We start from the raw sequence: 20,952 nt of genomic DNA, 5'->3' as shown, positions 1-20,952 counted from the left end.
ATGTAGACAGGACATGTTGACGATGCGGCTGCAAGGACTCCTTTCCTTCCCCTTGACCCCTTTCACCGCTGAGGGTTCCGTCGACCTGCCGGCGTTCGCTGAGCATGTTGAGACCCAGATCAGCCACGATCCAACGGCGATCTTCGTGGCTTGCGGCACGGGTGAGTTCACGGCCTTATCTCTTGCCGAGTTCCGGGACGTGGTCTCGGCCGCGGTGGCTGTCGCTAAAGGACGGCTCCCCGTCGTCGCGGGATGCGGCGGCGGTCCTCAGGTGGCAAGCGAGTTCGCCCGCGCCGCCGCTGACTGCGGGGCTGACGGTCTGCTGCTCCTGCCGCCTTATCTCGTTTCGGCACCGCCGGCTGGCATTCTGCGCTACATCTCTTTTGTGGCCGCCGCGACACCGCTTCCGTTGGTCGTTTATCAGCGCTCCAACGCCAAGCTCGACCCTGCTACCGCCGTCGCGTTGCTCGATCTGCCCACGGTGGTGGGAATCAAGGACGGCCTAGGCGACGTCGATGCCATGCTGCGGATCGTGACGGCCATCCGCACGAGTGGGCACCCACGGGCGGCGTCCTTTGGTTTCCTCAACGGGCTGCCCACCGCTGAGCTCACGGTGCAGGCGTATCAAGCGATCGGTGTCGACAGCTATTCATCAGCCGTGCTCTGCTTCGCGCCCGACATCGCGAAGGCCTTCTATAAGGCCTACGTCTCCGGTGATGCTTCCATGGTCGAGCGGCTGCTGAGCAACTTCTATCTCCCGTTCGCCGCCTTGCGCGACAAAGTGCCTGGTTATGCGGTCAGTCTCGTGAAGGCGGGAGCTGGTCTTGGCGACGTGCGGCCGCCGCTGATAAATGTCACACCCGAGCACCAAGATGAACTCCACGACATCATCGCTCGCGGAAGGGCAGCGCTGTGATCGCCAAAGTCGTCATCACACCCGTCGCCTTCGCTGACGCGCCCTTGCTCAATGCCTCGGGCGTGCACCAGCCGTGGGCGCTGCGGTCCATTGTGGAGGTTCACTGTGATGAGTTCGTTGGGCTGGGCGAAACCTACGGGGACGCGCAGCACCTTGATCTGCTGCGCAAGGCTGGAGCGACGCTCGCCGGGCTAGATCCCTTTGACCTCAACGGCTTGGCCCGCCGGGTCAGTGCCGCCATCGGCGACGTGGACGCCCCGGATAAGCACGGTTTGACCGGGCCGTCCACCGCCGAGAAGACCACCCTGCGGGTGCTCAGCCCGTTTGAGGTGGCGTTCCTTGACTTGCAAGGCCAGATGACGGGCCGTCCCCTCGTCGACCTGCTCGGCGGAAAGGTCCGCGATCGGGTTCCGTTCTCGGCCTATCTGTTTTACAAGTGGGAGGGCGACGATCCTTATGGCGAGGCTGTCTCCCCCGAGGGCATCGTCGCGCAGGCGGGGCAGCTAATCGAGCGCTATGGGTTTACGTCCATCAAGCTCAAGGGCGGCGTGTTTAGCCCTGATGAGGAAGTCGAGGCGATCAGGGCGCTGCGCGAGGCGTACCCCCTGATGCCTTTGCGGTTGGATCCCAACGCGGTCTGGACCGTGCCGACGGCCGTGCGTATCGCGAAGGAAACCGAAGGCCTGCTTGAGTATTTGGAAGACCCGACCCGCGGCATAGCGGGAATGGCCGAGGTGGCGCGCACGGCACCGATGCCGTTGGCCACCAACATGTGTGTCGTCAAGCCCGATGACATCGAACCGGCCTTCACACAGAAGGCGGTCGGCGTGGTGCTCTCCGATCACCACTATTGGGGTGGACTGCGGCGCAGTGCCGAGCTGGCCGCGATCTGCCGCACCTGGGGCATCGGCGTCTCCATGCACTCCAACAGTCATCTGGGCATCAGCCTTGCCGCCATGACCCACCTGGGCGGAGCGTTGCCCGAGCTGACCTATGCGGCTGACACCCACACGCCTTGGCAGCTTGGGGTTGATGTGCTCGCTTCGCCTCTGCCGATTGTTGATGGTGCGGTGACCGTGCCTTCCGGTCCGGGACTTGGTGTTTCGCTAGACCGTGATGTGCTGGCCCGGATGCATGAGGACTATTTGTCTTGCGGCATCAGAGAACGTGACGACACCGGTTACATGCGCACGTTCCAGCCGGATTGGCAGCGGCCCACATGGTGATCTCGGCCCACGCCTATCCCTGGGATGTGCTGGGGGATAAGGCTTTCGTCGAGCGCGTGCAAGCGTCCGAAGTGGACAGTGTGACGCTCGCGGCTTCGTATCACACCACACGGGCTGCCACACCAAACCATCCGTCGCGCCGGGTCGTCGATGTGCCCTACGCGGCGCTTTACCGTCCGGTGCGGGATCTGCCGTGGGGACGTCTGGCACCGCTGTCTTTCGGTGAGGGGGACAGTTTTGGTGAGGCCTGCGGTGTCCTGGCCGATGCGGGGATCAAGGTCAACGCGTGGATCGTGCTGGCACACAACACACGGCTCGGTCTGCTCAACCCTGATGTGACGGTGGTGAACTGCTACGGCGAGCGGTATCCGTACGCGCTGTGCCCATCGTGGGCTGAAGTGCGCGATCACTGCACGCTGCTTGCCGCCGAGGCCGCACGAGATGTGCCGATCGCGTCAGTGTCGCTGGAGTCATGTGGGCAGATGGGTGTGACGCATCTCGGCTGCCATGACAAGACCTACTTCACGCCCTATGAAGCGCGCCTGTTGTCGATTTGCTGCTGTGCCGCATGCGGGGTTTCTGCCTCTTTGGTGCGGTCCCTGCTGGAGTCCGGCGATCCGCCTCCCGCTGACTTGCTTGAGCCGCGCGTCAAAGCGACTGATTTGCTCCGGCGGCAGGTGCTTTCCGCTCTGCCGTCCGGTGTCGCGGTGACGTTGCATGCCTCGGCCGACCCCTGGGCCACCGGACCGTCGCCCGGGCTGACGCCGACGGCACGCTCCGATGTGGACGAAATACTACTCCCGTGCTGGGCTGCGGACGCGTCAATATTGCCTGGTGCACACGCATATGTGTCCATCCTGCCGCCGTTTAGCGCCGACCACGTGGCTAGGCTCATCGCAGAAGGAGCAGGTGGGCTGGCGCTCTATCACCTCGGCCTGGCCCGCTCGCCGTCGTCAGCTTTTGCCGAGCTAGCCCGGATGTGGAGGAGTTCCCGTGTCGCTCTATGAGTGCGCTTCCCTGCTCGAGGACAGGGGCGCCGAAGTCATCGCGGTCGCCATGGAGGAGACCGGGCTAAGCGAGGCCCGGCTGCAGGGCGAACTCGCCCGCACCACCGGGCAATTGCGGCTACTGGCCGACGTCAAGCCGTGGCGGCGCGAAGCCGGGGGCATCGTGACCGTTCCCGTGCCGGTTGGCCGGGTCGCGGTCTTCGCCGCGTCCAACTTTCCGCTCGCGTTCGGGGTTTTGGGCGGGGACACGGCTTCGGCAACCGCGGCGGGTTGCCCGGTCACCGTTAAGGCTCACCCGGCGCAGCCCGCGCTGAGCTCGCTATTGGCGGGCATCGGTTCGCAGACGCTGCCCGGGTTCGAGATCGTCTACGGTGGGCCGGCCACATCCATTGCCCTGGTTCAGGATCCGCGCATCAAGGCGGTCGGGTTCACCGGCTCACTCGCCGGAGGCCGGGCGCTCATGGACGCGGCCGCGGCGCGGCCCGACCCGATCCCGGTCTACGCCGAGATGGGCTCGCTTAACCCCGTTTTCGTCCTGCCTGGCTATGACGGTGACGTCGCGGCGCTGGCCGCTTCGGTGACGGGCTCGTCGGGGCAGCTGTGCACGAAACCCGGCCTTGTAGTAACGCCATCGGCATCCTTTGCCCGGTCGCTGGCTGACGCCGTGGCCGCCTCACCCACGCACCGGATGCTGACACCGCACATGGCTTCCGCTCACGCTGACTGGCTTTCCTCCGCTCGTGCGCACGGAGAAGTCGTTGCGGGACAGGGAGATCCGGCGCCGTTCGCGGTCATTGTCGACTCACTGGCAGCGGCAGAGCTTCGCGAAGAACACTTCGGGCCGTCCGTCGTGATTTATGTCGGCTCCGAGGTGCCCGCGCTTGAGGGCTCTTTGACGGCAACGATTCTCGCCGGACCATCCGATTTGGACAGTGCGCGATCGATGCTGCCCTCACTGATGTCGCTCGCGGGACGGGTCGTATGGAACGGTGTGCCCACGGGAGTGCTCGTCAACGAAGCACAGCAGCACGGCGGGCCCTGGCCGGCCACGTCGGCGTCGTGGTCAACCTCCGTTGGCACAGAAAGCATTGAGCGCTTTAGGCGGCCGGTCGCGCTGCAAGGAGTACCAGCCGAGTTGCTCTGATGCTTTAGTTTTAGCCCCATGACGTACATGCCACCGCCGCCGCCTGCGAAGCCACGTAACAACCTGCGCACCATTCTCATCGTCGTGGGGATCGTGCTCGTGCTCTGCTGCGGTGGCGCTGTGGCGGGCGGGTTCTTTCTGTTCCGTACCGTCAGCGACGCCATGGGGCCGGCTCAAGCCAGCGCCAAGGCGTACACCGACGCCATCGTGGCCGAAAACTACCCGGCGGCCTACGGGCATCTGTGTGCGAAGGTGCGCAACGAGATGTCACAAGCGGCATTCGCGGACGCGATCAAGAAGACCTTTGACGTCGAGTCGTACTCGGTGACGGGGACGAACGTGACCACGATGAACGGGCGCACCACCGCGACCGTGACCCTGCGGGCCACCTTGAGCGATGGCACCACCCGCACGCAGATCTACCCGATGGTCCAGGAAGACGGCTCCTGGAAGGTATGCCAGTAGAGAGCCCAGTAAGGGACTCGAACCCTTAACCTCCTGTTTACAAGACAGGTGCTCTGCCAATTGAGCTAACCGGGCGTGCCGCTCGATGATACGTGGGAGACGATAACAGGGAGAAATCGGCCCTGACGACCGGTTTAGCGGCACGCCAGTACCAAATAGTGATCCTCAGGCTTGTTAACGGCGTCACTAGGCGGATACTTTGGCGAACGCACCAACCACCTTTTACTCGGATCGTCCGGCACGTTCCTGCCGGTGAAAGGAAACACCCCTAATGGCAACTGTTACCTACGCTGGGGCGACCCGGCACTACCCGGGCACTGACCGTCCCGCGGTCGACAAGCTCGATCTCGAGATTCGTGACGGGGAGTTCCTCGTCCTGGTCGGCCCGTCGGGTTGTGGAAAGTCCACCAGCCTGCGGATGCTGGCCGGTCTGGAAGACGTTGACGGCGGCAAGATCCTGATCAACGACAAAGACGTGACCAACCTCCCGCCGAAGTCGCGCGACATCGCGATGGTCTTCCAGAACTACGCTCTCTACCCGCACATGACGGTCTACGAGAACATGGCTTTCGCGCTCAAGCTGCGCAAGACGCCTAAGTCGGAGATCGACGTGAGGGTCAAGAAGGCTGCTGACATGCTGCAGCTCGGTGACTACCTCAACCGCAAGCCAAAGGCGCTCTCCGGCGGTCAGCGCCAGCGCGTCGCCATGGGCCGGGCCATCGTGCGTGAGCCGCAGGTCTTCCTCATGGACGAGCCGCTGTCCAACCTCGACGCCAAGCTGCGGGTGCAGACCCGTTCGCAGATCGCCACGCTGCAGTCGCAGCTGGGCATCACGACGGTCTACGTCACCCACGACCAGATCGAGGCCATGACCATGGGCCACCGGGTGGCCGTGCTCCTCGACGGTGTGCTGCAGCAGTGCGACACGCCGCGGGCGCTCTACGACACCCCGGCCAACGTGTTCGTCGCTGGCTTCATTGGCTCGCCGGCCATGAACATCAAGACGGTTGCCCTGACCGACGAAGGTGGAGTCTTCGGTCAGATGATCCTGCCGCTGACGCGTGAGCAGGTCGCCGCGGCTCGCGCCGGTGGCGACGGCAAGGTCACGGTTGGCTTCCGCCCCGAGGACTGCCAGCTGGTGTCGGCAACCGAGGGCGGCATGCCGGTCGTCGTGGACCTCGTTGAGGACCTCGGCTCCGGTGCCAACGTCTACGGCCACGCCGCGATCAACGGCGGTGACGAGCGGTTCGTCGTCTCGACGGAGCGCCGCTCGATGCCAAACCTTGGTGAGACCGTGTTCGTGAAGCCGCGGACCGACCACCACCACGCGTTCCACGCGACGAGTGGTATCCGGCTCGCTTAAGGGCTCAATGAAAAGGGGGACCCGATCTCGGGTCCCCCTTTTTCATTTCCTGCCGAGAGTGATCAGGCAGCGTGGCCACTCTCGATCGGGAGGATGCCGACGACGCCACCAACGAGCGGCAGGCTCTTGAGCACCTGCATCGGCGTGGAGAGCTGGCCAACCAGCGGCAGCTCACTTGCCAGCGGCAGCTGACGCACGAGCGTGCTCAGCGGCAGGCCACCGCCGCCGGTGAGAGCACCGAGCAAAGGCAGGCTCTCCTCGGCGTACTCGGGGTCGTTGACCATCGGGCGAACCGTGTCGGTCGGTGCACGGTGCTTGCCAACCGTGGGCTCCTGCGCCGGGCGCTGAATGCCTGCCCGGGCCGGTGCCTGCGGCTGGTTGACCGCGACCGGCTGAGCAACGGCGCGCGGGGCACCGCTAACCGGGGCCGGTGCGGGAGCACCGGTCAGGGCACCGAGCGGGCCGGCTCCCTGTCCACCGGTCAGTGCGCCCAGCGGGCTGGTGAGCGCGCCGAGGGCGTTCAGTGGGCTGGCGCCCTGGCCGCCGCCGGTCAACGGGTCGGTGAGCTTGCCCAGGAACGGGATGCTTCCGACCACTGGCAGCGACGGGCCGTCGCTTTGCAGCAGTCCCTGGCTCAGCACCTTGCTGACCACGGGCAGCTTGTCGAGGGCGGCAAGGTCAAGGCCACCATCACTGGTCAGGCTGCCGACGACGGGAAGCTTGTCGAAGATGTCGCCGACCACCAGGAACTGGCTGAGCGGGCCAGCCGGCCCAAGCAGGTCGCCGACAACCGGCAGGCCACCGACGATCGGCAGCGCTTCTTCGTGGGTCAGGGACTCGTCGTTCGGGTCTGGCATCAGGTCGGGCGAGCCGAACTGAGACGCGACCGCGTCGGCGATGAGAGCCGACACCATGGGCGAGGTGGCGTCATTGACCTGGCGAGCGATGTCCGGGTGCAGCTGCACCGGACGCTGGTCCGCCGTGTCCAGGGCGGTTCCACGCAGAGCCGGGTCCACAATGTCCGTGCTAAGTGGACCTGGCGTGCCGAGGTCACTGACCGGAAGGTCGCTCAGACCCAGGTCATCATTGTCCTCGCCACCGCCGAGCATGCCGCCGATGCCACTGAGCGGTCCGCCAGAGTTGGCCAGGCCGCTGGTTAGGGGAGCGGTGAGACTGCCCAGCGGGCCGTCTCCGCCAGTGAGCCCGCCAGTCAGGCCGCCCAGGGGACCGTCTCCCCCGGTCAGTCCACCGGTGAGGCCGCCCAGCGGGCCGCCGCCCTTGGTGAGACCGCCGAGCAGTCCGCCGCTGTCGCCACCGGTGAGACCACCGAGCAGACCGGCGCCTCCACCACCGGTCAAGCCACCGGTAAGCCCACCGAGCAGGCCACTGCCGCCACCTCCGGTGAGGCCACCCGTGAGCCCGCCGACCAGGCCGGAGCCACCGCCGGCCGCGCCGGTCAGGCCGCCCAGGAGGCCGCCGTTGCCACCGGCACCACTGGTCAGGCCAAGGCCTGGCAGCAGTTCCGGCTGACGGGTGCTCTCCGGGGCGATGCCGACCTTCGCCAGGTCGGGCATCGTGCCCGCGACGAAGGTGTCCTTGGCGACGCGCGACTGCGGGAACGTTCCGGGAATGTCGATTTGTAGGCCGAGGTGGTGCTGGCCGCCGGTCGGCGTGAAGAGGTCAGCCAGTAGCCCGCGCATCGCCTGCGGGTCGACTGTGCGATCTGCCTCGTTCACCGACCCGGCGTGCGCGACGCCTCCACCCAGCATCAAGGCGCCGCTCGCCACGCCAACGGCACGGTACAACCACTTGTTCATGTCCATCCATTCGATTGCTGACCGGTGCAATTCACCAGCTCTTTGAATCGCTGGCGGGTGCATTCGTCCGATGGTGCAACGAACAAATAGGGCATATCGTCGCGCTCGGGAAAGATCCGGCGGGGTGGTGCGGTGTGGCGCCCATCGATAGCATCCTGAGGTGTCTACGCCCCCTCAAGCGCGGCGCAACCGCAGCGGCCATTTCATTATCAATGGATCCGATGGGTTGGCCTACCGCCTCGCCGACCAGCTCACGCAGCGTTATGGCGCTGATGTTGTGGTCCTCATGACCCGCGATCAGCACCGGTCGGGGCGCGACTTCACTGAACTCAGCCGCGTGCGACTGGTCATTGTGGACCGCGTCGACGAAAAAGCGTTGCTCCAGGCGGAAATTCAGGAAGCCTCCGGCATCGCCCTCACGGTGCAAGACGATGTGGGCAACATCCACATTGCTTTGCAAGCACGTGACTTGCTGCCCAACCTTCGCGTCGTGGTCCGGATGTACAACACCCACCTCGGGCAGGCGATCGAACGTCTACTGGGCGATTGCCGGGTGCTGTCCGATGCGGAGATCGCCGCTCCGGCGCTGGTCGCCACGGCACTCGGCGAGGTCGCGGCGACGCCGGTGACGGTCGCGGGACGTACGCTCATTGTCGCCAAGCGAAACGACGTCCCTGAGCGCGACATCGTTTGTGGACTGGCCGACACCTCAACCCTGGGTGATCCGCGGTTGCTGCCAGCTGGCGAGTCGGATCTGGTGCTGGCGGAGGCACGCAGTGCCGAGGCGGTGGAACTGATCAATACGGTTCGTGTCCCGGGACCGGCGCCTAAGCACCGTTGGTGGCGGCTTCGCGCGGCACGGGCGATGGTGCGGGCACTCGTGTCGCGCAAGCTCGGCATCGCCTTCATCACGGTCATCTTGACGCTGCTCGTTTCCGGGGCGCTGCTGGCGTTCGCCAACGAGAGCATCGGCGGCTGGGACGGGTTCTACCTGACGCTCGTGAACGCGTTTGGCGGTCCGCAGGAGCACGCTGACTTCAGCCGGTTCGAGCAGGTCCTGCAAATCCTCATCGGCATCGCTGGGCTCGCGGTCGTTCCGCTCGTCACCGCGCTCATCGTGGAAGGCATGGTCAACGCGCGGATTGCGGTGACCCAAGGCAAGCTGGTGCAGCCGTTAGTTGATCATGTTGTCGTGGTGGGGCTTGGTGGCGTTGGCACGCGCGTGATCCGGCTCCTGTCTGACCGTGGCATGCGCGTGGTCGCGATCGACAACAATCCGCAAGCCCGTGGTGTCCCGCTGGCCAACGAGCTTGGCATTCCCGTGATCGTGGGCGACGCGAGTCGCGAAACGACACTGCGGTCCGCCGGAGTGGACCGTTGTCGCGCCCTGATGGCGGTCGCCAGCACCGATGTCATCAACCTGGAGGCAGCGCTGCACGGGCGAAATCTTCAGCCCAGTCTGCGTGTGCTGGTCCGGTTGTTCGACGGTGACCTCTCGCGCCGGGTGCGCACGGCCTTCAACCTCAAGTTCACCCGAAGCGTGTCCTACGTTGCCGCTCCAGCATTCGCGGAAGCGTTGATGGATCGCGATGTCATCGGCACCATCTCAGTCGAGCGCCGTGTGCTGCTGCTCGCCCAGATCGTCGTGGCACCGGGGTCACGCCTGGCAGGCAAGAAGGTGTCCGATGCCGACGAGGCTGGCGAGGCACGGGTGATCGCGCTGACCGAGCTCGGGGAACCGCGTCCGATGTGGAATCCCGCCGAGCACCGCGAAATCCAGGCGCGCGATTTGCTGACGGTCGTCTGCACACGCGATGGATTGAGCCGCCTGATCCGGCGCGCGGCCGCGCCACAACCGGTCGCTTAACGCGGAAACGGTGCGGCCGAGGCGCGCAGTCCTTGGCGGCGGCGGACCGTTGAGCCGAGTTGGGCGGCTAGGCCGGTGACCGCTCCGGAGCGGCGCCCGAAGCGAGATGCGGAAAGCGGCCTGCCAGGAGACGGAGTGGGGAAGAGCGAGCGCCGGCGCAGGCTTAGAGTCGCACTCGACAGGCCGAGGCCACCGAGCAGGATCAGGCCAGCCGTGCGCGTCAGGCCTGACTGGTCGACCGGTGGGCCGTCGAGTTGGCGCCACGAGTTAAACGCGACCCCGGCCTGGAAGACGGCGACCGTGGCCTCGCAGGTGAGGCTGGCGGCGCTGCACTGCACGTGCAGGTCTTTACTGAGCTGAGCGTCGATCTGGGCGCGCGCTGTTCCTGGCAGCTCGATGTTCTTCTTCCCGGCGTACCGCAAAAGGTCGTAGCCGTAATCGTGGGCCTGGCACGCGACGGTGAAGTCAAAAGGCTTGCCCTCGCCCGGTACCGAGCACGACCCCCGCGGGTTGATCAAGCGGGTCGTCCCGTCGGCGAGCTGACCGGCGACCGGCGTGTACCCCATGACGGCCGCGAAATCCGAAGGCACCTGTGAGACGTCAAGCGAAACGGCGGCGCCACTGGACGGCACGGCGACCGTGAGCGCGGCGGCGATGCCCAGAGTGAGCACAGCCAGCCGAGGCAGCCATCGCATCGTCGCGACCTCCACTTTTGGGGGAAAGGGGCTGCCCAGAGTACCTGACGTTTAGTCCTCGGGATCGAAGCCGAGGATCGCCTGTTCATCCGGACGGTGGATCAGCACATCCGCGAGGAACGATTGCACGGCTGGAGCGAGACCTACGTCACGTCCGGCTTGTTCGCTGAGCTTGTACCGGTGCTCGATGACCTGGACGAAAAGTTCCGGCGGCTCAAGCTTTCCCCGTAGGGCCGGGGGCACAGCCCGGTTGACCGGTTCGAACACTTCGGTCAGCCACCTGTGCGCGGCTTGCGCTTCGTCGGGCACGTCGGATTCAGCGCGGTACGCGTCGAGGTCGTTGAGCAGGGCCCTAGCTTGGTTCTCCTCGGCGTCGAGGCCTGTCAGGCGCATGAGACGGCGGGTGTGGTGTCCCGCGTCGACGACCTTGGGACGCATCGTCACGCGGCGCTCGCCGTGGTCCTCAACGACTGACATCGATACCTCTTCGACGTCGAACCCGAGTTCGTTGAGACGCCGGATGCGCCGGTCCATCTGCCGCCGGGCGTCGGATTCGACAGCCTGCTCAAACGTCAGCTCGTGCCACAGGGTCTCGTAGCGCCGGACAACTTCGTCGGAAACCTGCTCTGGATCGACGGTCTCGTGCAGCAGACCGGCGGCTTGCAGGTCGAGCGCTTCGCCAAAGATGTTGGTGCGCGCGATTTCCAGATCCTCGTCCCGCTGTCCGTTGGACAAGCGTGGGTGCAGCGCGCCGGTCTCGGCGTCCACGAGGTACGCCGCGAAGGCGCCCGCGTCCCGGCGAAACAGCGTGTTCGACAGCGAGCAGTCGCCCCAGAAGAAGCCGAGCAAATGCAGGCGGACCAGCAGGGCGGCGAGCGCGTCGAGAAGCCGCTCAAGCGTTTGCGGCCGCAGCGTGTGGGAGAACAGCGCACGGTAGGGCAAGGAGAACTGGAGGTGACGCGTCACCAGAACGGGTTCGAGGTCGCCGGCCCGGTCAGCGACGATGGCGATCGCCTCGACTGCTGGAGCGTCAAGGCGTTCCAGCGCACGCAACAGGTCGTACTCCCGCTCGGCGATCCGTTCCCGGGTCTCCTTCACGGCATAGACGGAACCGTGGAGTTTGACGAACCGCACGACGTGCCGCGAGATGCCCTGTGGCAAGGCGACGAGGTGGTCGGCCGGCCACTCCTCAAGCGGAGTGGACCACGGCAGGTCGATGAGGGCGGGGTCGACCAGGGCGGAGGTGATGCGCACGCCCTATAGCATGACCGTTTGGCCGAGCCACTGCATCAGGGCGTGTCTCGTTACACATGCGTGCGACGGACTATCACCTGGATCATCGGCACATTGACCGTCTTCGCCCTGGCCACGGCCGCGGGCGCCGGAACGGGCGGCGGCCCAGACTTTGAAATACCGCGACCCGCCGAATCAGGACGGGTAGAGCGGGTCAACACGGTGGTCGGCTATCTCGATGGCCAGAGCACCGCGACGTTTCGCTACCCCGGGGCTGAGTACCTGAAAATCCACGTGGGCAGTCTGCTTGTGCTGCCTGGCGACTATCTGACGGTCAGCAACGCTGATGGCACGGAGGAGCACCGGATCACGGGCACCGGCTGGGCCATGTCTGTCAGCGGCGACACGGCGAAGGTCAGGCTGCACCAGTCGACCGTCCTGAGTGCCACCGTGGGGCAGCTGACCACCGTCATCGACAAGGTCGCGCGGGGGTTCACCGAGCCCGAACGCCAAACCAAGGCGCAGGAAAGCCGGGACCGCAAGCGCGGCCGCGAAGAATCCGTGTGCGGGGGCAACGATCAGCGGGACGCGGTTTGCTACAAGTCCACTGACCCGACCATCTACCGCAAGACCAAAGCGGTCGCGCGTTTGCTGATTCGGGGCGTGGAGCTATGTACGGCATTTCGGGTCGGGACCTCGAACCGGCTCATCACGAACCACCATTGCGTCGGCAACGCCGAGGATGCCGCTGACACGGAAGTGTGGTTCAACTACCAGTGCGCCGAGTGCGGGGGCTACGACGTGTTCCGGCCGACCAAGGTCTGGCTCGATCAGGTGCTCGCGACCGACAAGACCCTCGACTACACCTTGTTCACGGTGACGAGTTTTGACCTCGTGCAGAAGTTCGGCTTCCTGGAGCTGGACCTGCGCCGGCCGGACAAGGGCGAGGAGCTTTACATTCCGCAGCACGCCACGGGTGCTCCGGGGACGGTCGCGATGACCAGCGATCAGGACCGGGCCGGGGTGTGCGCGGTGTCCGACAACGCTTATGACGGCTACGCCGCCGACACCGACGTGGGGTACTACTGCGACACCGAGGGCGGCTCCTCCGGATCGCCAGTGCTATCGAGGAACACGAATAAAGTCGTGGCTCTGCACCACTTCGGCGGCTGCCCCAACTCGGGCGTGCGGATGGAGCTGATCTACGAGCACCTCAAGGGCCTGCTCTAACCTTGGCCTCGTGCTCTGGAAATTCCGGGCGGAGGCCGCGTACGCGGCGGCCTTCGCCCTGATCACGGTCAGCGCGGCTAAGGGATGGACGGCCAGCGCGGATCTCGCGGTCGCCGATTGGTGTGCGCAGCATCAGCAGATCGTGATCGAGTGGATCGCCATCGTGCTCAACAAGCTCGGCCAGGGCTGGCTGGTGATGGTGCTCCTGAGCGGGGGGCTGACCGCGTGGCTGCTCTATAAGACCCGCAAGCTGATCGTCGCCGCCCCGATGGCGCTCGCGTTCGCGTTGACCTACTTCACCACCGGGCCGCTCAAACTCTGGTCCGAGCGCGACGCTCCTAGCTCGACACTGCCTAACCGCGTGGAATTCTTCAATGACGCCGCCGCCTATAGCCTGAGTTACCCGAGCGGGCACGTGGTCAATGCGATCGTTTGGTGGGGCGTCATCGAGATTTTGCTCAATCGCCAACTGACCTGGCTAAGGATCGCCGCACCGGCCATTGTCCTTTGCACCACAACGTATTTGGGCCACCACTGGCTTACCGATGGGCTTGGCGCGCTCACCCTGGGACTGCTGCTCGACCGTATTATCCATCGAGTGAAATGGGATGCGGTGCTTCCCCGATGACCACCCTAGCCAGGCGGCTTGGCCTGGCCGATGCGGTCGTCATTGGACTGGGCGCGATGCTGGGCGCCGGTGTATTCGTCGTGTGGGGGCCAGCGGCCAGGGCTGCCGGGAGCGCCACCGGCCTGATGATCGCGCTACTGCTCGCCGCCACGGTGGCGGCGTGTAACGCCACGAGTTCAGGGCGCCTCGCGGCTCGTTATCCGGAGTCGGGCGGGACCTATGTCTACGGGCGCGAACGCTTGGGGCCATTCGCTGGGTACCTAGCTGGCTGGGGTTTTGTGGTCGGTAAGACCGCGAGTTGCGCGGCGATGGCCCTGACGATCGGGTCTTATCTATGGCCGCAACAGGAACGCCTTGTCGCGGTGCTCGCCGTCGTGGTCATGACCGCGGTCAATCTGCGCGGTATCACCAAGACCGCGGGCGCCACCAAAGCCCTCGTCGTGGTCACCCTCGGGGTCCTTAGCCTGGTCGTGGTCCTAGGCCTTTCTTCATCTGGTACGCCGAAAGCACTCCCCGAGACAACGGCAACCCCTTTGGCGGCGGCAGGGCTGTTGTTCTTCGCGTTCGCCGGCTACGCCCGCATCGCGACACTTGGCGAAGAGGTCACCGATCCACATAGGACGATCCCACGCGCGGTCCCGATCGCGCTGGGCATCGTGCTCGTCGTCTACGTCGTGGTCGCGCTCACGTGTCTGGAAGTCCTTGGAGTGACAAGGCTAGGGTCCTCGAGTGCGCCACTCGCCGAAGTCGTTTCCGCTGCCGGTTTCCCAGAACTGTCCACAGTGGTCAGAATCGGCGCCGGAGTCGCGGTTTGCGGTGTGTTGCTGAGCTTGGTCGCGGGTGTGGGACGAACCGTTCTGGCGATGGCGCGCCGAGCGGATCTGCCCCGGCCCCTGGCAGCGGTGCACGAGCACTGGAAGACGCCCTGGATCGCTGAGCTGACCGTCGCCACTATCGTCATCGCGGTCGTCCTGGCCGCTGACATCCGTGCGGCCATTGGCTTTTCCTCGCTGACCGTGCTGGTTTACTACGCCATAACGAATCTAGCCGCGTGGACCCTAGGTGGCCCTTGGGTCCCGCGGCTAGTCGCTGGTGCTGGCTTGCTCGGCTGTGTGCTGCTCGCCGTGACGTTGCCGTTGTCTTCTGTCCTCGCCGGAACAGCCGTGCTGGCGGCCGGCGCTATCGCTTACGCGTTAAAGCCTCGGCACCGGCGGCAGTGACGGCGGTGTGCCCGTCGGTCTCGGCACCGGCACCGGAACCGGAGCTGGTTCTTCAACGCGCGGTGGGCTGGTGGTCCCCGCGGCGAACGTGATCGTGGCCGGTCCCGTGATGGGGACGGCTGTCGCGTCGCCGAAGGAATTGCCGCCATGCCAAGTGTTCACGTAGGACGCCATGGGCTCCGGCTCGTAGTACAGGTGGAGTTTGACGCTCTGGCCGTCCACGACGTTGAAGTGCAGTGGGCTTGCGTTGCACGGGTAGGCGTCCGCCTGCCCGGCCCGGTCACCACTCGCGGTGACCAGCTCCAGCCGGCAGCCGGAATTGCCGATAGGCACCACTACATCGATCGGGGCGCCTGCCCGGAACTGGAAGTTGTAAATCTTCACCGTGTTGGCGGCGACCTGAACCCGGGTGGCCTCGTGGCGGTTTCCCTTGCCGCCGCTGAATTGCGTGGCCTGGGTGTGGTGATAGAACCGCAGCGGCCAGGCATAGGGTCCGAGATTGTCAATCGAGTAGTTGCCCTCAGCGTCGGCGTAGATGTCGCCGTAGCCGCCGTCCCACGTGTCCACAAGCGACACTTGCGCGTTTGGCACCGGGGCACCATCGGGCGCGGTGATTTTGCCGCTAATGGTTCCGGCCTTGTCGAGCTTGACGACGGGCGCTTGCGCGGCTTCGCCCTTCTGGACGTAAATCGACACGGCTTCTAGCTGACTGCCCTTGCCTCCGGTCGTGCCAACCCATTGCCCGCCATAACCGTTGGCGCTCTCATCGACCGGCATCGCGAAGAGCTGATAGCGACCCGGAGTCTCGTCGTAGATTTCGAACATCGTCTTGCCGTCCGCGCCACTGCGGTAACAGGGATAGTCCCCGCCCATCGAGAAGCGCTCCAGGGTTCCCCCGAAGACACAAACACCAGCGACAGGCTGGCCGGTCTGGGCGTCAACGACGGTCGTCTCGATCCGCGACTTGGGCTCCAGCAGCACTTCGAAGTTCGTCTGCTGACCGGCAACGATCGTCACCTGCCCGGCGGTGAAGTTTTGGTGGTAGCCATAGGCGAAGGCGCTCAGCGAGTAGGTGCCGACAGGAATGCTGGCGAAAAACTCGACGCCGTCATCCGGATTGCCGTCTGGTACATGCGGAAGGTTACCGACATCGAACCTCGCGATGGGCCGCCCCGTGCGCTTGTCTCGCGCGGTCACCCGAAGCGAACCGCTAGCCAGCTGCGTGTCGTTGACCGTCGTGGTCTGTCCATCAAGGACGGTGAACTCATCGGCAGCGTCGGCGTCAACCGTGCCGTACGCATACTGCGAAATGTTGAGCGGGAAGCTGTGGAAGCGGACTTGGACCACGCGGCCAGCCTTCATTCGCTGGCGCCATGTTCCATCCGCACCCGTGGTGGTGTTGTGCTGGGTCGGTGTCGGACTGCTCGCGGTGATGCTGACTCCGACATCCTTCAGAGGGGCTCCAGCAGCATTGCGGAACGTGCCGCCGATGTGGCCGGTTGCCATGACGGTGTCGTTGACCTGCATCGTCTGGCCACCAGCGATGGTGAACACTTGCGCGTCGAGGGCACTGTCCTTGCCCGGGATGTGCTGGTAAAGAAAGTCCTGCGGTGTGCCGTCGCCGCGCAGCGTGAACCGGAACTGATAGCTGCCCGGACGCACTCGCACCAGATAGTCACCGTTGGCGTCGGTGTTGTGCCAAACGGTGGCGGTGCCCCAGAGGAATAGTTCGGTCTCGCCGGCTCCGGTCAGCCGGCCGGTGAAGGTGCCGTAAGGCATGATCTGTTCGTTGACCTCGATGCTCCCGCCCATGCTCACGGTCACCTTGAGCGCGTCCGCGGTTTCGACGGCCTGCGGTGCGTATTGGGACGGATAGCCCGCCGGGGCGAACCAGAGGAGATAGTTGCCTGTCGGCACGGCCTCGAAACTGTACTGCCCGCTGGCGTTGGTCGTGCCGGAAGCGGCAATATCCCAGGGCGTCTCCCACTTCTTCAGGTGAACGCTGACGCCGCCCATCCCGGAGCCGTCAAGCCCGGTGAACGTTCCGCTTACGGTGCCGGTTTCGGCCGCGGTGGCAGACCCGGACAGGCCAGCCGCGGCAAGAGTGGTGGCTAAAAGTAGCGCGGCGGAGCGCGCCCAGATGACTCGTCGCATGCTTCCTCATGAGGGTGGAGGGTTAAGGAGCACACGGGTGCTAGATATCCCCGTAGCGAGCACACTAGCGGGGATCGAGTCAGCTATGTGGTCACAATCTTGAGGAAATGCGCCACTGTCGCGGCCATCGCATCGCGAGCCGGGGCAACGTACTTACGCGGGTCGACCACCTTTTCGTCACGATCCAGAACAGACCGGACAGCTCCGGTAAACGCGATATTTAGCGCTGTACCAATGTTTATCTTGACGAGTCCACCCGCGACGGCGAGGCGAAGTTCGTCGTCGCCAACACCCGAGGAGCCGTGCAGCACGAGCGGGACGGGCACGGCGGCTTTCAGCTGTGCGATCAGCGAATGGTCCAGCGCGGCGTCACGCGATGTCATGGCGTGTGAGGAGCCGACCGCGACGGCCAACGCGTCCACACCCGTCGCCTCAACGTAAGCGGCTGCCTCCTGCGGGTTGGTCCGGGCGCCCGGTGCGTGTGCGCCGTCCTTGCCGCCGACTTCGCCGAGTTCACTTTCGAGCCACAGTCCGTGCGCGTGCGCGAATTCGGCCGCGGCACGGGTCGCCTGAACGTTGCCTTCATAGTCCAGTTTGGACGCGTCGAACATGGCTGAGGAGAAACCGTGCAGGGGAGCTTGCTGAAGCAGGTCATAGGATTCGACGTGATCCAGGTGCAGCGCGCAGTCGGCGCTGGAGGCCTTGGCCACGGCGACGGTCGCGGCGGCGATCGCGTCTACGCGCCCGCCGTGGAACTTCACCGCGTTCTCGCTGATCTGCAAAATCACGGGCACGCCCGCGGCCTCGGCTCCGGCAGCGATCGCCTCGGCGTGCTCCAGGGAGATGACGTTGAAGGCACAGACACCCGGGCCGGTGCGGCTGACGAGGCTACTGGTCGGCACGAGCGGCATTACGACTCCTCCATCACAATTTGCGGCAAAAGTTCCTGGTACACCGTGAGATCGACGTGACCGGCCACGGGGGAGGCGACAGCGGCCGCTGACAACGCCGCCGCGTCACGCAGCAGCTGCGGCCACGGGGTGCCGTGCAGCAGACCGCGGGCGAGGGCGGCCACGCACGCGTCGCCCGCGCCGGTCGGGTTTCCTTGCACGACAGGCGGTTTCGCGCGCCAGCCCGCGGCGGTCAGCCCATGGGGCCCATCCGAGGCCACGATGGTCGTTCCCTCCGGAATGCCCTTCGGAGCGGCCTTCGAAGTGGCGCCGGACTCGGTCGCGTCGTGGGCGGTGAGGAGGTCAGCCAGCTCGGTGGCGTTGGGTTTAACCACCGTCGGAGCGGCCATGAGGCCGGCGGCGAGGGCGGGACCGGACGTGTCCAAGATGGTCAGACAGCGCGCGTCCCGGGCGAGGCCAATCAGCGAAGCGTAGGCGTGCTCTGGCAAACCGCCCGGCAAGCTGCCAGAGAGCACGACGACTTTGGCTTCTTTGGCGAGCCGTGCGAACGAGACCGTGAAAGCGGCCCATTCCTCAGGCGTGACAACCGGTCCCGGCTCCCAAAAACCTGTAGCGTCAACGGCATCAGTCACCACGACGGTCCGTCGTGGGGCGGCGGCGATGGGGGAGAACGTGGGCGGTCCGTCGCGCAGCAGTCCCGTCGCCGTCACGGGGATGCCGAGCTGTGCCAGCACACCGGCAACGTTCACGCCTTTGCCGCCCAGTCGCTCGCTGACGCGCGACACCCGGTGCGTAGCGCCGGGGGTGAGCGCGTCCACGTGATACGTGATGTCGAGCGCTGGGTTCAGCGTGACCGTCAGGATCACTGAACTGATCCGGGGGAGTGCACCTGGAGTACCCTCAAGTGCTCATCGAGAATGACCACGTCGGCGTCGCACCCGGGCGCGAGCCTCTTGTCCAGCCCCAGAATCCGGGCTGGTGTGGTTGACGCCATGGTCGCCGCATCCACCATGGACAGTCCGGCCCCCACGGCCTGGCGGAACGCCGCATCCATGGTCAGCGTGCTGCCAGCGATCGATCCGCTGGCGAGACGGGCGACGCGGTCGCTGACGATGACGGCCTGGCCGCCCAATTCGTATGTGCCATCGGGCATTCCAGCGGCCGACATCGCGTCCGTGATCAGCGCGGCGCGATCTGTTCCCGCCGTGTGCGCCGCGAACGCGAGCGTCCCGTCATGCAGGTGCACGCCATCGGCGATCAGCTCGACCGTGATTTGCGGTGAGTCAAGGAGCGCGACGATCGGCCCGGGTTCACGGTGGGCTAGCGGGCGCATGCCGTTGAACAGGTGCGTCGCGACAGTCGCACCGGCGGCGATTCCAGCCAGCACCTGCTCGTAACTCGCGTCGGTGTGGCCGATCGCGGCCACGCAACCGTTGGCGCTCAACAGTTTTATCGCGTCAAGGGCACCGTCGCGTTCAGGCGCGATGGTCATCATGCGCACCGCGGTGCTCTTGGTCAGCTCACCGATCTCATCCATCGACGGGTCGCGCAGGAACTCGGGATTCTGCGCACCGCAACGGGCATGTGATAGGTACGGGCCCTCGAAGTGGATGCCGGCGATAACTCCCTCGGCGACCAGCGGCTCGAACGCGGCGACAGCGGAGCGCATCAGCTCGAACGGTGATGAGACAAGACTCGCCAAAAGCGTTGTGGTGCCGTGCTTGCGGTGGAAGGCCGCCGCTTCCCGCCCCGAATCCGCATCACCGGTCGTGAACGTGTGCCCGCCGCCGCCATGGTTGTGGATATCGACGAATCCGGGCACGATCCACTGATCGGCGGCCTTACCCTTGCGGATAGAGGCGATCTTTCCGTCCTCAATGGACAGAGAGCCCTCGACGATCCCTTTCGGGGTAACGATTCTTCCGCTGAGTTTCATGTCAGCTCCAGGGCCATCAGCGCCGCGCCAAGGCATCCGGCCTCATCGCCAAGCTTCGCCTTCATTATTTCTGGTACGCGGTGGAAGGTGACCTTTTTAGCCAAGGATTCCCGAAGCGGCCCAAGAAGCGTCTCGCCAGACTCTGCCAGCCCGCCACCGATAATGATCAGCTCGGTGTCGTAAAGCGCTTGTCCCGTAAGCAATCCATCGGACAGCGCGTCCACGACTTCGTCCCACACCTGCGCGGCCCTCTTGTCCCGCTTGAGCGTCGCGGAAACCTGAGCGGCGGTTTTCGTCTTGCCGCTCAGCTCGGTATAGCGGCGTTGCAAAGACGCGGCCGAGGCGACGCTCTCCAGACAGCCGCGCTGACCGCAGCCGCACTGGGGTCCGTTGGGCCGCACCACGATGTGCCCGATCTCGCCAGCGGCACCATGCGCACCGGTCGCGACAATGCCGTTGACGACGTGGGCGGCGGCGATGCCGGTGCCGATGGGCACGAACAGGACCTGTGAGCGCCCGGCGCCCGCGCCGAGCTTCGCTTCGGCTAGCCCGCCGGCCCGCACGTCATGGCCGATCGCGACCGGCATCCCCAGCGCTTGCGTGACCGTGTCGCGCAACGGAAAGTCCCGTGCGCCAAGGTTCGCGGAGAATCTCAGAATGCCGTTCGTCTCATCCACGATGCCGGGAACGACAACGCCGATCGCACTAACGTCGGCCCGTTTCGCAAGTCCTTTAGCGACGTCGATGATGGTCCCGACAACGGCCTCAAACCCACGCTCACGGCCCGTCGCATGCCGTTCGGTGTGCAGCACGCGGTGCTTGCTATCCACGAGCGCACACTTCATCCCGGTGCCCCCGACATCAATCGAGATCACCGTCTGCGTCTTCACCCGCGTCTTAGCCCCACCAGCCGCTTTAACCGAGCCGGCCGCCTTCGCAGGTTGCGCTTTAACCTTCGCTGGGGCGGCTTTGACTTTCGCGGTTTGCACCTTCTCCCCCGGCGAGGCGGCCTTGGCGGCAGCGCGAGCGCGTTTCGCCGACGGCACGGGTTTCGCCGGCGTCGCTTTGACTTTCGCGGTTTGCACCTTCGTTGTCGCGGAAGCGGCCTTGGCTGCAGCGCGGGCTGGCTTGACGCCGGAA

At 65.5% G+C, this 20,952-nt stretch carries 18 protein-coding genes and 1 tRNA gene; 10 read left to right on the top strand and 9 right to left on the bottom strand.

The window, feature by feature from the left end; genetic code table 11:
* Positions 1–13: 13 nt before the first annotated feature.
* From A3E1_RS0110520 to A3E1_RS0110500, 5 genes are read left to right on the top strand one after another with little or no spacing between them, the layout of a single operon-like run.
* Positions 14–916 (top strand): 5-dehydro-4-deoxyglucarate dehydratase, encoded by a 903-nt coding sequence (locus A3E1_RS0110520; RefSeq protein ID WP_020520726.1) that lies wholly within the window; start codon positions 14–16, stop codon positions 914–916.
* Positions 913–2,142 (top strand): enolase C-terminal domain-like protein, encoded by a 1,230-nt coding sequence (locus tag A3E1_RS0110515; RefSeq protein ID WP_020520725.1) that lies wholly within the window; start codon positions 913–915, stop codon positions 2,140–2,142. Before A3E1_RS0110520 ends, A3E1_RS0110515 begins: the two co-directional genes overlap by 4 nt.
* Complete coding sequence (locus A3E1_RS0110510) at positions 2,136–3,149, top strand: hypothetical protein (protein WP_020520724.1); 1,014 nt, start codon at positions 2,136–2,138, stop codon at positions 3,147–3,149. The genes A3E1_RS0110515 and A3E1_RS0110510 overlap by 7 nt, the downstream gene beginning before the upstream one ends.
* Positions 3,136–4,293, top strand: coding sequence for an aldehyde dehydrogenase family protein (locus A3E1_RS0110505; RefSeq protein WP_020520723.1), 1,158 nt, complete (start codon positions 3,136–3,138; stop codon positions 4,291–4,293). The genes A3E1_RS0110510 and A3E1_RS0110505 overlap by 14 nt, the downstream gene beginning before the upstream one ends.
* A gap of 18 nt (positions 4,294–4,311) precedes the next feature.
* Entirely contained in the window at positions 4,312–4,758 is a 447-nt protein-coding gene (locus A3E1_RS0110500) for an Rv0361 family membrane protein (RefSeq protein WP_020520722.1), read from the top strand.
* A gap of 2 nt (positions 4,759–4,760) precedes the next feature.
* Here the strand turns inward: A3E1_RS0110500 and A3E1_RS0110495 are convergent.
* Positions 4,761–4,833: transfer RNA gene (locus tag A3E1_RS0110495), tRNA-Thr, on the bottom strand.
* 196 nt (positions 4,834–5,029) lie between these two features.
* Between A3E1_RS0110495 and A3E1_RS0110490 the strand changes: the two genes are divergently transcribed.
* Positions 5,030–6,121 carry an ABC transporter ATP-binding protein gene (locus tag A3E1_RS0110490; protein WP_020520721.1) on the top strand — a complete coding sequence of 364 codons (1,092 nt, stop codon included), beginning with the start codon at positions 5,030–5,032 and terminating at the stop codon, positions 6,119–6,121.
* 62 nt (positions 6,122–6,183) lie between these two features.
* On the opposite strand, the gene A3E1_RS0110485 is transcribed toward A3E1_RS0110490, so the two are convergent.
* On the bottom strand, positions 6,184–7,938 hold the full coding sequence (locus A3E1_RS0110485) for a hypothetical protein (protein ID WP_020520720.1): 1,755 nt from the start codon (positions 7,936–7,938) through the stop codon (positions 6,184–6,186).
* Positions 7,939–8,098: 160 nt separating this feature from the next.
* Here A3E1_RS0110485 and A3E1_RS39735 point away from each other — a divergent pair, with 160 nt between their 5' ends.
* The gene (locus A3E1_RS39735; RefSeq protein ID WP_083929428.1) at positions 8,099–9,805 is read left to right on the top strand and encodes an NAD-binding protein; all 1,707 of its coding nucleotides are present in this window, start codon (positions 8,099–8,101) and stop codon (positions 9,803–9,805) included.
* Here the strand turns inward: A3E1_RS39735 and A3E1_RS44590 are convergent.
* Both A3E1_RS44590 and A3E1_RS0110470 read right to left on the bottom strand, forming a co-directional pair.
* Entirely contained in the window at positions 9,802–10,500 is a 699-nt protein-coding gene (locus A3E1_RS44590) for a phospholipase A2 (RefSeq protein WP_051104935.1), read from the bottom strand. The two genes, A3E1_RS39735 and A3E1_RS44590, sit on opposite strands and share 4 nt — an antisense overlap.
* 51 nt (positions 10,501–10,551) lie before the next feature.
* On the bottom strand, positions 10,552–11,754 hold the full coding sequence (locus A3E1_RS0110470) for a DUF4032 domain-containing protein (protein WP_020520717.1): 1,203 nt from the start codon (positions 11,752–11,754) through the stop codon (positions 10,552–10,554).
* 60 nt (positions 11,755–11,814) lie between these two features.
* Here A3E1_RS0110470 and A3E1_RS0110465 point away from each other — a divergent pair, with 60 nt between their 5' ends.
* From A3E1_RS0110465 to A3E1_RS0110455, 3 genes are read left to right on the top strand one after another with little or no spacing between them, the layout of a single operon-like run.
* On the top strand, positions 11,815–12,963 hold the full coding sequence (locus tag A3E1_RS0110465) for a trypsin-like serine peptidase (protein WP_020520716.1): 1,149 nt from the start codon (positions 11,815–11,817) through the stop codon (positions 12,961–12,963).
* Between the two features lie 10 nt (positions 12,964–12,973).
* Complete coding sequence (locus tag A3E1_RS39725; RefSeq protein WP_020520715.1) at positions 12,974–13,591, top strand: phosphatase PAP2 family protein; 618 nt, start codon at positions 12,974–12,976, stop codon at positions 13,589–13,591.
* Positions 13,588–14,811, top strand: coding sequence for an APC family permease (locus tag A3E1_RS0110455; RefSeq protein WP_020520714.1), 1,224 nt, complete (start codon positions 13,588–13,590; stop codon positions 14,809–14,811). Before A3E1_RS39725 ends, A3E1_RS0110455 begins: the two co-directional genes overlap by 4 nt.
* On the opposite strand, the gene A3E1_RS0110450 is transcribed toward A3E1_RS0110455, so the two are convergent.
* The 5 genes from A3E1_RS0110450 to A3E1_RS0110430 all read right to left on the bottom strand — a co-directional run bounded on the left by A3E1_RS0110450 (position 14,785) and on the right by A3E1_RS0110430 (position 20,702).
* Positions 14,785–16,965, bottom strand: coding sequence for a carboxypeptidase-like regulatory domain-containing protein (locus tag A3E1_RS0110450; protein ID WP_020520713.1), 2,181 nt, complete (start codon positions 16,963–16,965; stop codon positions 14,785–14,787). The two genes, A3E1_RS0110455 and A3E1_RS0110450, sit on opposite strands and share 27 nt — an antisense overlap.
* Before the next feature lie 83 nt (positions 16,966–17,048).
* Positions 17,049–17,876 carry a class II fructose-bisphosphate aldolase gene (locus A3E1_RS0110445; RefSeq protein ID WP_020520712.1) on the bottom strand — a complete coding sequence of 276 codons (828 nt, stop codon included), beginning with the start codon at positions 17,874–17,876 and terminating at the stop codon, positions 17,049–17,051.
* Positions 17,876–18,742: a 1-phosphofructokinase family hexose kinase gene (locus tag A3E1_RS0110440; RefSeq protein ID WP_020520711.1), complete on the bottom strand. Its 867-nt coding sequence runs from the start codon at positions 18,740–18,742 to the stop codon at positions 17,876–17,878. The genes A3E1_RS0110445 and A3E1_RS0110440 overlap by 1 nt, the downstream gene beginning before the upstream one ends.
* Positions 18,739–19,812, bottom strand: coding sequence for an N-acetylglucosamine-6-phosphate deacetylase (nagA, locus tag A3E1_RS0110435; protein ID WP_020520710.1), 1,074 nt, complete (start codon positions 19,810–19,812; stop codon positions 18,739–18,741). Before nagA ends, A3E1_RS0110440 begins: the two co-directional genes overlap by 4 nt.
* On the bottom strand, positions 19,809–20,702 hold the full coding sequence (locus A3E1_RS0110430; protein ID WP_026208289.1) for an ROK family protein: 894 nt from the start codon (positions 20,700–20,702) through the stop codon (positions 19,809–19,811). The genes nagA and A3E1_RS0110430 overlap by 4 nt, the downstream gene beginning before the upstream one ends.
* Between the last annotated feature and the right edge of the window lie 250 nt (positions 20,703–20,952).

The sequence above is a fragment of the Catelliglobosispora koreensis DSM 44566 genome (assembly GCF_000379685.1).
Classification (GTDB): Bacteria; Actinomycetota; Actinomycetes; order Mycobacteriales; family Micromonosporaceae; genus Catelliglobosispora; species Catelliglobosispora koreensis.
This window is presented reverse-complemented; position numbering and strand designations above follow the sequence as displayed.